This is a genomic window from Paenibacillus silvestris (assembly GCF_009882985.1).
GTDB classification, from domain to species: domain Bacteria; phylum Bacillota; class Bacilli; order Paenibacillales; family NBRC-103111; genus Paenibacillus_E; species Paenibacillus_E silvestris.
Genome location: NZ_WTUZ01000022.1, coordinates 1,132,210 through 1,149,551 on the forward strand (window position 1 = coordinate 1,132,210; position 17,342 = coordinate 1,149,551).

7 protein-coding genes and 1 pseudogene are annotated in these 17,342 nt (G+C 44.9%); all 8 read left to right on the top strand.

Annotation, left to right across the window (positions count from 1 at the left end; all coding sequences use genetic code 11):
* Positions 1-45: 45 nt before the first annotated feature.
* The 8 genes and pseudogenes from GQF01_RS25445 to GQF01_RS37160 all read left to right on the top strand — a co-directional run bounded on the left by GQF01_RS25445 (position 46) and on the right by GQF01_RS37160 (position 17,274).
* Complete coding sequence (locus tag GQF01_RS25445; RefSeq protein WP_161409692.1) at positions 46-930, top strand: carbohydrate ABC transporter permease; 885 nt, start codon at positions 46-48, stop codon at positions 928-930.
* Between the two features lie 82 nt (positions 931-1,012).
* Entirely contained in the window at positions 1,013-1,759 is a 747-nt protein-coding gene (locus GQF01_RS25450; protein ID WP_235960250.1) for a carbohydrate ABC transporter permease, read from the top strand.
* A 289-nt stretch (positions 1,760-2,048) separates the two neighbouring features.
* Complete coding sequence (locus GQF01_RS25455; protein WP_328803528.1) at positions 2,049-5,114, top strand: hypothetical protein; 3,066 nt, start codon at positions 2,049-2,051, stop codon at positions 5,112-5,114.
* Positions 5,108-7,846 (top strand): sugar-binding protein, encoded by a 2,739-nt coding sequence (locus GQF01_RS36410; protein ID WP_235960253.1) that lies wholly within the window; start codon positions 5,108-5,110, stop codon positions 7,844-7,846. Before GQF01_RS25455 ends, GQF01_RS36410 begins: the two co-directional genes overlap by 7 nt.
* 514 nt (positions 7,847-8,360) lie before the next feature.
* Positions 8,361-10,022: a response regulator gene (locus tag GQF01_RS25470; protein ID WP_161409693.1), complete on the top strand. Its 1,662-nt coding sequence runs from the start codon at positions 8,361-8,363 to the stop codon at positions 10,020-10,022.
* Between the two features lie 393 nt (positions 10,023-10,415).
* Complete coding sequence (locus tag GQF01_RS36910; RefSeq protein WP_161409694.1) at positions 10,416-13,652, top strand: family 43 glycosylhydrolase; 3,237 nt, start codon at positions 10,416-10,418, stop codon at positions 13,650-13,652.
* A gap of 178 nt (positions 13,653-13,830) precedes the next feature.
* Positions 13,831-15,372, top strand: a pseudogene (locus tag GQF01_RS37155) (glycoside hydrolase family 43 protein); the annotation flags it as partial.
* Between the two features lie 84 nt (positions 15,373-15,456).
* Positions 15,457-17,274 (top strand): cohesin domain-containing protein, encoded by a 1,818-nt coding sequence (locus GQF01_RS37160; protein WP_456238699.1) that lies wholly within the window; start codon positions 15,457-15,459, stop codon positions 17,272-17,274.
* Positions 17,275-17,342 lie beyond the last annotated feature (68 nt).

The window sequence follows — 17,342 nt, forward strand, 5'->3', positions numbered from 1 at the left end:
TAGTTCCAAGGGGGTTTAGACACAAAATAAATGGTGGAGAGAGCGATGAACAAGTACTTTAGCACCAAAGTGTCTATATTTGTGTTTGCTTTCCCGGCATTGCTGCTGTTTACCTTATTCTGCGTATACCCTTTGCTGCCGGAGATCTGGATGAGCCTGCATAAGCATGACGGGTTTAATAATTTGGGTTTTGTTGGTTTAAATAATTACAAAGAAGTGATGACTTCCCCATCCTTTTGGACCGCTCATAAGAATACGTATCTCATCGTCGCTATCTCATTATTGCTGGGGCTCCCCCTATCCATGATACTTTCGCTTTTTATGGATGCTCAAACACCGAAGTTTCGTCGATTCTTCAAGTCGGTGGCGATGTTCCCCGCTATCTTGTCGGTCACGGTTGTTGCCCAGATTTGGCTGGCGTTCTACGAACCCAATTGGGGTTTATTTAACCAGATTCTCGACTCGTTAGGGTTGAGCTCTTGGACGCATTCATGGTTGACGGAAAAGAAAACGGTCATGCCCAGCATCGGAGTGACATTCCTGTGGCAATATATTGGACTGAATGCGATGCTGTTTTATACAGGAATCAAGACCATACCCAAGAGTTACTATGAAGCGGCATTGATCGACGGGGCTAATTTTGTTCAAGTTTGCTTACGAATTACGATACCCTTGCTGCAGAATGTAATCAAATACGTACTTATTCTGTCTACATTAGGCTCAATGGCATTTTATTCGCATGTACGAGTCATGACGGCAGGAGGCCCGGGGGATCAATCCAGAACGGTCATCTACCAGATGTATTTTACGGCATTCGATACTTCCGAATTTGGCAAAGGTACTGCTATCGCTGTTATTTTTATTCTGGAATGCCTTTTGATCTCCTTTGTCATTCAAAGGTTCGTGGCCAGAGAAAAACTGGAGTTTTAAGCAGGAGGGGAGCTTTCTGAAATTATTTAGTCGAGTGTTTTGGGTAGCCATGGGGTGCACATTTCTGTTTCCCTTGTATTGGATGGTAACGATGTCGTTGAAGTCCAAAAGCGAAGCTCACGACAATCCTTTTGGGTTACCAACTTCCTGGGATTGGATGAACTTTAGCGAAGCGCTGTCTAAATATCATTTTTATACGTATTTCGAGAATAGCGTGATTTATACCGCAGGCACAATCGCCATTACATTGACAACGGGCAGCATGCTTGCTTATTGCCTCAGTCGCATGCAATGGAAATTCAGTTCGTTGATGTTGTTTTATGTATCTATGGGTTTAATTGTCCCCATCGAAGTAGTCGTTATTCCTTTATTCCAGCTTGTTAAATGGATGCATATCAAAAATAGTTATTTCGGTCTTATCTTACCGTATTCCGGCTTCGCCATCGCTTCCTGCGTCTTGATGCTGTATGCCTTTCTCCGTTCTTTGCCTAATGAGTTGGAAGAAGCGGCATGCATAGATGGAGCGAATGTCTATCAAACGTATATGAAAATCATATTTCCAATCGTAATGCCAGCGCTCGTTACGCAATGCGTTCTTATATTCATTCGAATCTGGAACGAATTTCCGCTTGCTTTTATTATTGCTTCTAAGGATCAATTCCGGCCGCTTACAGTCGGGTTGCTAGGATTTTTTGTCAGTGTGGGAGTTACGGATTGGGGACTCATCGGCGCGAGTATGCTGCTGTCCAGCTTGCCTATGATTATCGTTTATTTAATAGGCAACGAAAAGATCGAAAATGCTTTGACTGCAGGCGCAATTCTGAAGTGACGAATGTAAGGTGGGAAGGGACGCCAGAGGGGGTGTCCCTTCTCCGTATCTGCAAGTTACGAAGCGTTCTATCTTTTCAAATTGTCCCGAGAATTTTCCTTACAGTCCAATAATAGTCTCTGGGAATATTCGTGCAGACTGGTATCATGAAAGTATCAAATGATAGCGCTTCCATTATTGGGATTAAAACATCTTAGTCGGAATCTGCACAGAGAAGAGGTCGGCACTAATACCGCTTAAGCGGTAATGTGTATAGCAATTTACTTATATCCAAGGAGGTTTTATGAAAGTGAGAAAAAGATCACTAGTTTGGATTATGACTTTGGTAATGTTATTTTCCATGCTGCCATTTTCAGAGTCGGTAGTCTTGGCTGACAGTCCGCCAAGTACAACCACGACTGGCAGTACGCCAAGTGCAACGATCTATGTTGCTACAAACGGCAATGATACCACAGGTGACGGAACACAAGCAAAGCCGTATAAAACGCTTGCCAAGGCAAAAACCGTAGTAAGGACTCTGCCTAAGACCGGCGGTGATATCGTCGTTCAAATTGCGGATGGCTATTATTCGCTTGATGAAACCCTAGTTTTTGACAAGGATGATTCCGGAAGTGCAAGCAGCACGATTCGCTATGAGGCGGCGCCGGGTGCGAAGCCGGTAATCAGCGCTGGTGAAATGTTGGAAAAAGGCGTTTGGACAGAAGCTGTTGGCCTTACCCAGACTGGAGGCTTAAAGGCGTATAAAACGACCCTTAACCGGAGCGATAAGCTGCGCGCACTCTATGTAAACGATAAGGGCGCAACCATGACGAAGAGTTCGGAAATAGCTTCGGCCAACAGAACCGTTACCGGCACCCCCACAGCCAGCTTTACCGCTGCCAATAACCCTTGGGCGTGGCAGAACGGCACCAACATCCGAGCGGGTATCGTATTCGATGCCAGCGTAGGTCTGACAACGGCAACGAAAAACCCCCAAAACATCGAAGCCGAAAGCACGGGCGGCTCCACCGCCAGATGGGCGAGGCCTTTTATCACCTTCGCGTCGATTGAACAGGCGCCGGCAGCCAGCAACAAGCCCGGCGGTGTCATGCTCCGGTTCCAGATGCCGTATGGGTTCATTTCACAGTCATTGGGTAATAACACGCAATACAATCCTGGTAACAATCAAGTCATCCGCAACGCTTTCGAGTTCTTCAACAAACGCGGAAATTTCTATTTCGACCAGGCGGAAAGCACGCTTTATTACATCCCGCTTGCAGGCGAAGATATCAATACTGCCGACGTGGTCATTCCAAAGCTTGAGACGGTCCTCGACATAAGAGGGATCCCAGTAGGAGATCGGTTGAACCCTGTTGCGGGCTCGGATGATGGACGTGTCAAAAACATAACCTTCAATGGGCTGAAGTTTGCCCATACCGACTACAAACTGACTGAACTGACGGGCACATATACACTTAGCGACGGATCCGGTCCGGTAACGACCAGTTCTCGGGGCTATGCGTCCGTTCAGGGCTCTATCGTGAACAAAGTTTACTTCCCCAGCAGCATAAACTGGCATGAGACTTTCTACCGAGGGTATGACATACCGCCGGCAGCGGTAATGATCAACGCGGCGAGGAACATCAAAGTGCTGAACGGCGAGATCGGGCTTACCGGATTTAATGGCATCCATGTAGAAAACGATGCCAAGGATATCGAAATCTCGGGCAACTATATCGTAGATACGCTCGCTTCCGGCATTGTAATCGGACATCCGCAGCATATCTATGAAAATGATGTGGCGATTACGCATGAATCCAGTGTTTCGGTCTCTGGCACGCCAATAAGGAACTGGGCCGGCGTTAATAAGGAAAAATTTATGGCGGGTACGGAAGCCGTGCCGGAGAATATTTATATTACAAATAACTTTTTGTACAGGACCTGCTACGGATTTCCGGGCGCTAACGCACTGGCTTCTTTCTACACAACGAATATGCAGGTACTGCACAACTACATTTATGACACCACTTACGGCGCCATGAGCATCGGTTGGGGTTGGGACGAGTATGATGGGTTCGGCTTTACTGCCCAAGGTACCAACAAGACCTGCGGCCCTTACAATGGTACGAGTGAAACGAGCATCGCAAGGTCTCCAGCAATATCTACGACATCCAGAAATAACAAAATAAACTTTAACCGGATAGAGCAAATTTGCACGGTAGTTAACGACTCCGGAGCCATTTACTCACTGGGCCGGCAGGGCGATCCGGGTAATTTGCCGGGCGGAGGGACATGGGACACCATCAGCACCGTCTACCCTCTGACAAACGACCCCGTCACGAACAAGAATAGTAACTGGAATTCTGACAATTGGACGAATTTCACCGAGATGAACTACAACTTCCTTAACCCGAATCCAACTGACAAACCTACAGACTCCAACAACTGGATGAACGGGTTCCATCCCGACGAAGGCAGCACGTTCATCAAGATGATAGGCAACGTTGTGCAGGCAAAGCTCTCCTATGCCGTGGGGCAGAGCCGTCTTATTGAGTTTAACAACTGGAAGCGCAAAAGCGATATGATTATGGTCCAAGGTTACGTAGACGGAGATAACAACCAGAATGGCGCCCCCAGGACTACATATGACAATTACAAAAGCACAAGCCGCATTTGGCCACTTAAGGGCAATGAAATCGTCTTGAATTCGGGCCTTACCAACGAATACACGAAGATGATCCCAAGGAGCCTCATTGCCGATACCGAGTTTGAGCTGGCTTCCAACGTCATCATGGGTAAAGGTGAAAAGCTGAACCGCAGGGGTCTGCTAAAAGCTCAAGACACAGTTTGGCTCGCGCCTGCGAACACAACTGTCTTTAATGAAGGCAATACGATGACAAAAGCTGCCGGCGACGTAAAGTCAATCAACGCTCCGTCTGCCGCAGGAGAATACAAACTATACATCCAATATGGAGACGGCAGAGAAACGGCCACTTCCAAGTATACGGTTTACGTCGACGCGAGCGGTTCAGCAACCAATGTGGAAAATGGGAAAAGCTACGAAGTTTCAGCGGTACGGCCGCTTAAACTGACTTTGAGTAATGATTACACCTTTACGCTTAACGGCAAGCCTGTGGCAAATGGGTACGAAATCAGCACCGAAGGAAGCTGGACCTTGGTAGGCAGCACTTCGACGCCTGCAATAACTCTCAACTTTACCACTACAGTATCAGTGGCGAATAGGCTGCTCCCGGCGGGAAAGTCAGATTTGCGTACGATTTGGACGACGCCACAAAACAGATATGGATTTCCTCATCGAGCGACGGAAATTTTATTGAAAGCGACAAAGAAACAATGGCCTCCGGCAACATGGTAGAAACAACTGCTCCAAAGTTGCCCGGTCCATACATTATTTATGTACGGTCGAAAGAAGGTAATGTTCTCAGCCAGTCGCACGCTCGTGTAGTGGTGCGCGATATGACACCTGTTGATATTCCTAGAAATGGGCTTGACTTATGGCTCAAGGCTGATGAAGGCGTGGAAAAAGATAGCAGTGGCAACGTGACTGGATGGACAAATATGGGAAGCGTCCCAGCGAAGCTTGTTCCAGCGAACGTCCCCGGTAGCGGTGGCGATAATCTTGGAACACCAAACGGCAACCCCACGCTAAAGAACGATGGATACGACTATGTAGATTTCGCAGCGATGTCAAGGCCGCTAAAAGCTGCAGGTTTTAAAAATTATAACGGCAGTACGCAGATGACGATATACACGCTGGTTAAACCAACAACCACAGCCAACAACTCCAGTGACCAAAGTGGTCTTGTTTATTTCGGATTGAACGAGACTTACCAAACTTGGGCGGCCAACAGCGGTTGGAGCGGTATTAATCTGGGTGTAGGAACAAACAGAGTTAACATCCGCTTTGGTAATACGGATGGCAGCGTATCTGGCGGCGGGCAACAAATTGCAACAACAGCCACTAACGGTCTGGCCAGTGTTCGGGCGCAGCTAGACGGAACCAATAGAGCCGTTTTTGTTAATAACAATGTCATCGGCACTGGAACCAACGCTAAGGCACTTTTAGGGAACAGCTCGGATCTGGGCGTAGGTTACACGATGGCGGCTGCAACCCCCTACCGCTTCCTGGGCGGAGTCTCGCAGATTCTCATCTACAACAGGGTGCTGACAGCTGACGAAATTACGAAAGTAGAAACATATTTTAATAATGTCAAAGCGGGCCGTGGTGGACCTGCGAACCCAATTGTCTCAGCGGTCGACAAAACCCTGCTGACCGCCTTGATTGAGGCCTCCAATAACAAGGAAGCTACAATTTATACAAGCAATTCATGGGACGCTTTTGCAAGCGCATTAAATGAGGCCAAAACTGCCGCCTCAAATGGTGAGATCGGGCAGGCAGTAGTGGACAATGCCTATTACGCGCTGCGTGACGCGATCAAAGCACTTCAACTTTTACCAAGCGGAGTTAGCACGGCTGTATACGGTACGCCTGTTCTCGGCGGCTCCGAGCTCGACCCGCTCTGGAATACGACCGTCACACTGCCGATCCTTAAGCATCTGACGATGGTGAACGGTCCGACGGACGGCACCGCTAAAGTGCTATGGGACAATACCAACCTGTATGTTCTAGTACGTGTAAAAGACCCTGTGCTGAACAGCAGCAGCAGCAACGCGCATGAGAAGGACTCGGTTGAAATCTTTGTGGATGAGAACAACAGTAAACAAACCACTTACGGCACAGGTATGGGACAATACCGTGTTAACTATCTGAATGAGAAAAGCTTTAATCCAGGAAGTATCAGTGCGGGTTTTGAGTCTTTTGCCAAAGTCGTGGATGGCGGCTATTACATTGAGACTAAGATCCCCTTTAAAGCTAGTACTCCTGCGGCTAATCGTGTAATTGGATTTGATTTACAGATCAATGATGCGAAAGCAACTGGTAGCCGTCAAGACATTATCATGTGGAACGACGTGACCGGGCAGTCCTATAATAACGGTTCACAATGGGGTGTGGTTACACTTTTAGGTGAGCAGAAGCTGACTGTTACCGGAGCTGACGGAGCGACTTCCATCTCGAAGAAAGACGGCACGCTGCAAATGTTGGCGGAAGTGCCCGTCATATGGTCAGTAACCGCAGAAGACGGTTCGGAGACGAATGCGGCAATCATCAGCGAGACGGGATTGCTGTCAGCCAAAAAGAACGGCGTCGTGAAAGTAACGGCCAAAGCTTTTGGATCCAGTTTGATCGGCAACGCTCTGATCACAATCAGCGGTCAAGAAGGCGCAGTGCTGACAGGACCAACGACCGTTGATGGCGGCAACAACTTTGATATTGATTTCAGCTTGGCGGGTTCTGGAAAAGATGTCATCGCGCTAGATACTACGATTAATTATGATGCCGATAAGCTGGAATTTGTATCCATGGAATCACTTCAGCAAGATTTCAAACTAGTCGGCGAAGTTAAAACGGATGGCAAGATTAGAACGATCGCGACGAATATCGGAAATACGAATATGACGAATGGATTGATTAGGCTAAAATTTAAAGCTATTGCGACGGGGAATTCGCAGATCGCTTCCATTCGTGTCAGTCAGTTAACCGTTGCTAATGGCGCGGGCCAAGAGACAGATTGGGCTGGTGCAACTTACTCTGTCCAAATTAATAATTTGGATAAGTCGGGCTTACTGCGTCTTATTGCGGAAGCACAAAGTGCGCACGATGCAGCAACTGAAGGCGTATATCCTGGCCAGTATCCATCAGGCTCGAAAGCAACCCTGCAAGCAGCAATTGATGCCGCTCAAGTGGTGGCGTCGACTCAGGGAGTAAGCCAATCTGAAATTGAAGCGGCGATCATGAACCTGAATGCAGCTCTGCAAAGCTTTAAAGATTCAAGAATTAAAGCAATCCAAGGAGATTACAATAACGACAATAGAGTTAGTATTGGTGACCTTGCAATTATTGCTTCTGCTTATGGTAAAAATGATCAAGATTCAGATTGGAATCTGTACAAAGGGTTGGATTTGAATGACGACGGTAAGATTGACATCGTTGATATCTCGATTCTGGCTCGTAAAATTTTGAATTAATTCCGTGTAAAAATAAAGAAATGGTGGCCTTAGTTGAAGTTAACTCTGAACCGCCATTTCTTTATTTTGGTCTTTATCATGCAGGCATGAAGTCTGCTTAGATGCCACACATGCGAAAGCTTGCTAGCCTCAGCAAGGATGAATAATGGCCGAAAACTTCTTACGTGGAAGGATCTCGGCCATTATTTTTATACAGCACCAAGTGAATCATTAAAGATAATAAAAAATTTTTAAAACATTTTTAAAAAAATAATCCATGTAATTTCCAATTTAATTTTATTATCATTAGGGCAAGGATTCTAAAAGTGAGTGCGCTTACATTATGTCAAAGAATGGTAAGTAAAGTAAAGAGTTGCGCATTGTTTGCTTTTTTTATGGATTTTATAATTAGAACATAATGAAAGCGTTTTAAATTCTGAAAGACCACTCACAGGTGAATGGAATAAGAATAAACACTTCTTCATGCATCTAGTGGGATCACCCTTCTCATTCAAGTGGAAAAAGGTGGGCCGAAATGAAAAAGGTTATGTTAGTAGACGATGAAATTCTAATCAGGGAAACGATACGGGATTGCATCCAATGGGAGCAAGAGGGCTTTATTTATTGTGGAGACGCCCCTGACGGGGAAATGGCTCTGAATTTAATCGAGCAGTTACGTCCTGACATCGTCATTACAGATATTATGATGCCCTTTATGAATGGGCTGGAGTTAAGCGCAATTGTTCGAGAACGGAATCCGGATGTGAAAATCATTATTCTGACGGGACATGAAGATTTTGGTTATGCAAGAGCGGCTTTGCGGATGGGAGTCCACGATTATTGTCTGAAGCCATTCCGTGCTTCAGATCTTATTCAACTTCTGCGTGGTGCAAGTGAGTTGATCGATAAGGAGCGCGAAATAAAGGCAAGCATTGATAAATTGAAGCAAAGCGAGCTTGAGAAAATAGAAGTATCGCGTGATAAGTTGCTGAATGATTTGTGCAGTGGTTTTGTTACAACGGTTGAGGCTATTCAGCTCGGCGCGACTTTGTCGCTTGATTTGCAAGCGCGGTTTTATGCTGTGGTAATTTCAGATGCTCGTACCTTTGAAGACATGACAATAGTGAACACTGGTGCAGCGAGTCAGATAGAAGATAATTTACTCGAGCAATTTCAACAAGCACTTGATCGTAATGAATTGATACAATTTAAGCGAAGCCGCACTGAGATTTGTTGGCTAATTAAAGGGGAGACACTAGAACAAATCCAGCATGAGTTAGAAATTTTCAAGGAATTATTACATATAAATAACGAACAGATTCCCACTGCATCGATTTCGATTGCTATGGGAATTGGCAGCGTACAGGAACGGCTTATGAATATCCACTTATCTTTCCTTGAAGCTGTTGAAGACATGCACTGGAGGCGACTATCTAGTCAAAACCGGATCACGCTATGGGAATCGATCTCAGGGTCCATGGAGCAGTACGTTTTCTTGGACCGTGCATGGTTCGTAAACTTCTTGAAAATGGGATCACCTTCACAATTATCTTCATTCATTGAGGAATACGCATCGGCGTTGGCAGCCATTAACTGGACAACTTCGCCAATCGGTTATTACATTTTGAACGATTTGACATTGGAAGTATTTCGTTCGGCTAAGGATATGTACCGGCAGTGGGATACACCTGAGGATACGCTTCAGCAGTTACAGCAGATTCTCAAATCGGTTCGGTCTATAGAGGAAGCGATTCAATATTTGACGAGCCTTACAAATCAGTTCTGGTCATGGCGTTCTCAAACGAATGACAGATATGGCGAAATGCTAAGGAGTGTTAAGGAGTATATTCATGCTAATTATAACAATGACGCTTTTTCTCTTCAGGATGCAGCAGAGCATGTCATGGTGAGTTCCAGTCATTTAAGTAAAGTATTCAGTCAGGAAACAGGTCGCACTTTCATTGAGTACTTGACACATTATCGCATACTTAAAGCAATGGAGCTGTTTAAGACGACATCATACAAATCATTCGAGATTGCATTTCTCGTCGGTTATAACGATTCTCATTATTTCACAACTCTCTTTAAACGCATAACTGGGATGACGACTAAGGAATTTAAAAAAAGTGGAAATTTAGATAGCTCCCTCTTGGTCATGGAGCGGAACGATTCTAGCGAACAGATGATTAAGCGATAATTATGACGTTTCATTAAAGAAAGGACTCTGGTGAAATTGACCAAGTCCTTTCTTTATATTCTTTTTATTCGTCCAATTTCGTTCATGATCAACGGCAAAAGTTTATTTTCATTCGCAAAAAATTTGATTTATAGCAGAAAAGATGATGGAGTTATAACCTAAAAAATGAACTTTTATAAAAAGAAATTACATCGTGCTTTAATAATCGCACAGTTATAATAAAGGAAATATTAACCAGGGGAGGCGTTGAAATGTTTCTAACTTAAAGAATGGTCCACAAAATTTAAAGCGCTATCAATTTCTGTTTTTTAAATTATGGGCGTCCAGGTAGATCATCCAAAGAGTCAAAAATTAGCTTTCAGATTGTGCCAGAATGGGAGGAAATCCAAATCCATGTCTAAAAAAATATTTGCATTCCTTTTAGTCTTTACATTAGTAGTCAGTTTATTACCAGGCCACAGTACGACACAAGCAGCGGAGAGCAGTGCGAAAAATCCAATTATATGGGCGGATGTCCCGGATGTTGATGTCATTAGGGTAAACGATACTTATTATATGACCAGCACTACCATGCACGTGAACCCCGGGGTTCCAATTATGAAATCTAAGGATCTTGTAAATTGGGAAATCGTCAATTATGTTTACGATATTTTAGCTGCTGGTGACAAGCAAACGCTTTCCAATGGTCAGAACCTATACGGACAAGGCTCATGGGCAAGCAGCATTAGATATAATAACGGCAAGTTTTATGTAGTGTTTGCTTCCAACGATATTGGTAAGACGTACATTTTTCAGACAACGGACATCGAAAAAGGCCCATGGGAAAAGTATGAACTAGCTGGTGGTGTTTATCATGACATGTCTTTGCTGTTTGATGATGACGGGCGTGTATATATGGTATATGGAGCTGGGACTATTAAAATAATTGAGCTTACAGCAGATGCCACTGCAATCAAAGCAGGTGGAATGAATAAAACAATCATTCAAAATGCTAGTGCTCCTGGAGGTTCTGGCGGTCTTGGAGCTGAAGGGTCTCACATTTATAAAATTAACGGAAAATATTATATCTTCAATATTTCATGGCCGACAGGGAGCGTTCGTACGGAATTAGTTCACAGAGCGGATTCGATAGATGGCACCTACGAAGGGAAAATTGCTTTAAGATCCGGGAGTAATTCTAATAGTGCCGGTGTAGCGCAAGGGGGAGTTGTTCAGTCCCCTGATGGGAAGTGGTATGGCGTGTTATTCCAAGATTATGGATCCGTCGGTCGTATTCCTTACATTGTACCGATGACATGGAGTCAAGACGGATGGCCCGTATTCGGAGATGTCAATGATACGGGGATTCCAGCGGCACTATCGAAATCCTGGGTCTCATCAGATGATTTCGATCAAAGAACAGACAAGGCCGCAGCTTATCATACAGAGGTAGCAAGTGGTGAAAATGACGATAATGGATCGAACCTCTCACTGGTATGGCAATGGAACCATAATCCCGATAATAGGTTCTGGTCCCTAACTGATCGCACCGGGTATCTAAGACTTAAGACTGGAAAAACGAGCACTGATATTTTGAATGCAAGAAACTCTCTTACACAGAGAACCTTCGGGCCAGAAAGTTCAGGAACGATTGCTTTAGATATTAGCAATATGAAAGACGGGGATTATGCCGGGATTGCGGCATTCCAGAAAAACTACGGATTTGTTGGCGTCAAAATGTCCGGCAATACGAAATCTGTCGTAATGGTCAATGGCAGTTCAGGATCGCCCGTGGAATTAGCCAATATCCCTCTTAATCAAAATACAGTCTACTTAAGGACGGAAATGGACTTTAAGAATAGGACGGATAAAGCTTATTTCTATTTCAGTCTTGACGGTCAGCGTTGGGCTTCAATAGGAAACACACTCCAAATGTCGTATACACTCCCACATTTTATGGGCTACCGTTTTGCACTATTCAATTTCGCAACAAAAACGACAGGCGGTTATGTTGATTTTGATTATTTTAAATTAAATGACACGTTATCGGGATCCAATTTGGATACGAATCTAAAATCGCTTCAAGTGAATGGCGTGCAACTAAGCGGATTTAATTCAAGTGTGTACACCTACTCCGTAGATCTTCCCGCTGGTTCAGCACCTCCGCAAGTTACTGCTGCTTCGAATGACTCTGAAGCAAATATCACAATTACACAAGCAACTTCTTTACCAGGAAAGGCTACAGTGACTGTAAGCAAGGATGGTCTGCAGACATTGTATACCATTAATTTTAATACGCCAACCGTTGTGACCATTGAGGCGGAAACGGCTGCAGAAAATTCAGCGAATGCTTATGTACAAGGTATCGCAAATGGCCATACGTGGACACTTGTTGATGGTCAATCTACGAAAGCAATGTTATTTGGCCCGGATGATGGCACTGCTGTTACGGCGGGAACTGATGCTGCAAGCCTTGTTGCAGGTTCCAGACTTAACTACAAAATCAACTTCCCAACCTCAGGAAGTTACAATGTTTGGTTGCTTACGAAAAGTCATAGCTTCCAAACGGATTCCATCCACGTCGGATTGGATAATCAGTATAAATTTACTTCCAATGGTATTCAGAATGTGAGTAACAGCCAGTTTAGATGGGCTAACCTCAGTAATGGCGGTACGCTTGTGACAGGCGGCACAGCGCTAAATATTTCCGCCGGTGAGCATGAACTGAATTTATGGGGAAGGGAATCCGGCTTAATTATTGATCGGATCTATCTAACAACAAGCAATTCAACCGCAGATCCTGTTTGGCCTACTGTTGAGCCGAAAGTAGCTACAGCTTCAATTACAGCAGACAGCAGTGTAAAGCCTGGAAGCAGCTTTACAGCGGCAGTCAATCTGAATAACCTGACACAAACGGCTTATGCTCAGGACATTACTCTTTCCTATGATGCCAACGTTTTTGATTATGTAAGTGCGGTAAGTTCCAATGAGAACATTGTGATCGCCGGTGAGGACAAAGCGACAACAGGGAAAGTTAGACTTATTTCCGCTAATATCGGGGGGATAACTGGCGTCAGCACGCCAATTTTGAATCTTACATTTAAGGTGAAGTCCGGTGTTCATGATACGACTGGAACGATTGCTGTTACCCAGGCCAAGCTGGCTGATTCGGATGGAACTGAAGTTCAGGCAGCTATAAGCAGTAAAAGCATAACAATCGGCAGCATGGAAGTTGTCGTAGATAAAACGGCGTTAATAACGGCCATAACGAGTGCCCAAGGTTTGTATGATTCAGCAGTCGTAGGCACGCAACCTGGTGAGTACCCGCAGTCGGCAAAAGATACGCTTGGCGCTGCTATACATGCAGCCAAAGCTGTGAATGACAATGCAAGTGCAACACAGTCACAAGTTGATAGTACCGTAGCAGTACTGAGCAGCGCAGTGGATATCTTCAAGGCAGCGGTAATGAAGTCTGCAGATATGAATAATGACGGAAGCGTCAACGTGGGAGATCTTGCGATGGTTGCCTATCATTATGGCAAGGATTCTACAAGTGCGGATTGGGCAACTGCGAAAGCTGGAGATCTGAATGGCGATAATAAGATCGACATTCTGGATCTTGCGATCGTTGCTTCCCAAATACTTGAATAAGTCATAACGCTAACAAAACGGAATGTTAGTAAGCTCTATCCTAAGTATGGAAATTATGAGTGGATAGAGCTTACTTAATAAGAAATCTGCAATTAATTTGCACTAAATGTAACAGAATTCCTATCATGATAGTGGAGGTTATTCAATGAAAAAGTGGAAAAAATTGCTTGGGGTTACAATGGCTTTAACTGTTGCACTTACATCAAGCCCAGTAATGACTGGGAATGTGGAGGCTGCGACAGCTACGATCACTGCAGCAATTGGGAAAACACCTGGTAATGCTAATCCTTTATTTTCACAAAAATTTGGTGCTGACCCCTTTGCCATGGAATATAACGGCAGAGTCTACGTTTACATGACAAATGACGTATTTGAATACAATGCAGACGGGACAATTAAGGATAACGGATACAGTAAGATTAATAAGATTACGGTTGTTTCATCTGACGATATGATGAACTGGACAGACCACGGTGAGATACCTGTAGCTGGCGCGCAAGGTGCGGCCAAATGGGCGAATAATTCCTGGGCACCGGCAGCAGCACATAAAACGATAGATGGAAAAGAGAAATTCTTCCTTTACTTTGCAGATAGTGCGAATGGAATCGGCGTGCTTACAGCCGACAGCCCGATTGGTCCCTTTACAGATCCAATTGGAAAAGCTCTCGTGAATAGAAACACCCCAGGAGCTAGTGATGTGACATGGCTGTTTGATCCAGCCGTGCTGGTTGATGATGATGGAAGCGGGTATATCTATTTTGGCGGTGGTGTACCTAATGGCAAGGATGCAGACCCAGGGACAGCGCGTGTGGCAAAACTTGGAGCAGATATGATTAGTTTGGATCTGAGCGCGAGTGGCGGGACACTAGGTCGTATTAATCCGCCATGGTTGTTTGAGGACTCAGGAATCCATAAATATAATGGAAAATACTATTACTCGTATTGTACGAATTTCTCAGGCGGACATCCGGCGGATATTCCTACTGGAACAATTGCCTATATGGTGAGCGATAATCCGATGGGTCCCTTTACGTATGTTAAAACCATACTGCCTAATCCAGCGACATTCTTCGGTGTCGGAGGTAACAATCACCACTCCGTGTTTGAGTTTAAAAACCAATGGTATATCGTCTACCATGCCCAGACCCTTGCTAAGGCATTGGCTGAAAGCGGGACGGTACCTCAAATGGGAGGACAACCGCATGGATACCGTAATGCGCAAATTAATAAGGTCGAAATGGATGCAAATGGCGTCATACAGAATATTACCGGGGATTATAAAGGTGTTCCGCAGTTAAAAAACTTCAACCCCTATACACGGGTTGAGGCTGAAACTATCGGTTGGAACGGAGGCATATCCACCGAAACGACTACCGAGCCCGGAGGAATGGTAAACAGCATAAACCTCGCTGTAAGCAACATTAGTGATGGAGACTGGACAGCCATTTCCAAAGTCGACTTTGGTACTACAGGAGCAGGAACATTTAAGGCTAATGTTGCAAGTAGCTCGGTTGGTAGCACGTTAGAACTCCATCTTGACAGTGCCGATGGCACATTGATTGGGACACTTCCGATTTCCAACACAGGCGGAGACAACGTATGGAAAACAAAGGCAACGAGTGTTACAGGTGCATCAGGTGTTCATGATGTTTATATGGTATACAGGGGCCCAGCAGCAGGGAATCTCTTTAAGGTGGATTCTTGGCAGTTCGAGCAAAAGAGTGATGTTCATGAATTAGCCGCCATTAATGCATCTATTGATAAACAAAAGATCGACACTGTTTCCGGAACGAACCAAGCAACTATGAAGGTTACTGCCGTATACGCCGATGGAACAAGTGAAGATATTACTGCTCAAGCAGCTGCAACATCATCGCCAAGCGGCATTGTAAGTGTTAGTAACGGAGTAGTAACCGGCATTGGCTATGGCACGGCAACCATTAACGTAAGCTATGGCGGTAAAACAGACACACTTAATTTACAAGTAAAAGACTTGAACAGTGAGCTGACGGTGAAGAAAATTACGGTTGATAATGCTTCTTTCGCACTGGATGCTGGCAAAACTGCCGCATTTAAAGTAACAGCAGAGTATATGGACGGACATACGGAAGATATAACAAAATTAGCAACTTATGCGAATACGAGTCCTGCCGTTGCAGATGTTGCAAATGGAACAATTACGGCCAAAGCCAGTGGAACAACCCTTGTTACGGTAAGTTATAAAGGAACATTAGGTGATGCAGCAACAACGCAGATTAATGTTAGTGTTAATACGCCTGCTGTAGTGGGCATCGAAGCAGAAGCTGCTGCAGAAAACTCCGTTAATGCTTACGTATATGGCACCATTAACGGACATACTTGGTCGCTGGTTGACGGACAGTCAACGAAAGCCATGTTATTTGGCCCTGATAATGGCTTTGCTATGACAGGTACGGATGCAGCTACACTTGCCTCGGGTTCAACTCTGAATTATAAAGTCGACTTCCCTGCTTCAGGTTCCTACAACGTATGGTTACTTGCGAAGAGTATTGATTTCAATTCAGACTCTATCCACATTGGATTAGATAATCAATATAAATTTACGGCTAATGGTATTCAAGGCGTGAGTAACGGCCAATTTAAGTGGGTTAATGTTAGCGCAACAAACGGCGGGATAATTGGTGGGGCTACATTGAATGTTACTGCGGGCATACATGAATTGAAACTGTGGGGAAGAGAAGATGGACTTATCATAGACCGAATATTGTTAACTACTAGTAGCTCAACAACGGATCCTATCTGGCCTGTACAAAAAGTGCCTACTGCTGAAATATCGGCGGATAGCACTGTGAAGCCTGGTAGCAGCTTCACAGTGGCGGTTAATCTAGACAACTTAACCCAAAGTGTCTATGCCCAAGATGTTACGTTGTCTTATGATGCCAACGTCTTTGAATATGTAAGCGTGACGGGTACAAACGACAATATCCAGATTGTTAAAGAAGATAAGTCAACCGATGGAAAAGTAAGACTCATTGCGGCTAATATCGGAGGGGTTGCTGGAGCCAGCACACCGATTTTCCATCTGACCTTCAAGGTCAAGGCCGGTGTTCATGATACGACAGGTGTGATTACAGCTACCCAGGCTAAATTCGGTGTGGGCCCAGAGGGAACCGTTATTCAGGGGGGACTTGGCAGTAAGCATATTGCAGTTGGCAGCGTGGAAGTCGTTGTAGATAAATCCGCTTTGACAGCAACGATTACGAATGCACAAAGTCTGTTTGACTCTGCCGTGGTTGGAACGCAACCTGGTCAATATTCGCAGGCTGCGAAAGACACATTTGGCGTTGCCATCCTTGCAGCCAAAGCTGTCAATGACAATGCAAGTGCGACACAGTCCCAAGTTGACAGTGCCGCAGCAGAACTGGGCAGTGCTGTGGATATCTTCAAGGCAGCGGTAATGAAGTCTGCAGATATGAATAATGACGGAAACATCAACGTGGGCGATCTGGCGATGGTTGCTTACCATTATGGCAAGGATTCTACTAGTGCGGATTGGGCAACTGCAAAAGCTGCTGATCTGAATGGCGATAACAAGATCGACATTCTGGATCTTGCAATCGTTGCATCTAAGATACTTGAATAGTTGATGTAATAATTTGTTGAACAGCGAGTTATGCCCTCTCTCGATAAATAGGGATAGGGCATAACTCG

Excerpts from the sequence above, each read along its gene's own strand:
- GQF01_RS25445 (WP_161409692.1), top strand. The coding sequence starts at position 46 with ATGAACAAGTACTTTAGCACCAAAGTGTCTATATTTGTGTTTGCTTTC.
- GQF01_RS25450 (WP_235960250.1), top strand. The coding sequence starts at position 1,013 with ATGGTAACGATGTCGTTGAAGTCCAAAAGCGAAGCTCACGACAATCCT.
- GQF01_RS36410 (WP_235960253.1), top strand. The coding sequence starts at position 5,108 with ATGGTAGAAACAACTGCTCCAAAGTTGCCCGGTCCATACATTATTTAT.
- GQF01_RS25470 (WP_161409693.1), top strand. The coding sequence starts at position 8,361 with ATGAAAAAGGTTATGTTAGTAGACGATGAAATTCTAATCAGGGAAACG.
- GQF01_RS36910 (WP_161409694.1), top strand. The coding sequence starts at position 10,416 with ATGTCTAAAAAAATATTTGCATTCCTTTTAGTCTTTACATTAGTAGTC.
- GQF01_RS37160 (WP_456238699.1), top strand. The coding sequence starts at position 15,457 with ATGAAGGTTACTGCCGTATACGCCGATGGAACAAGTGAAGATATTACT.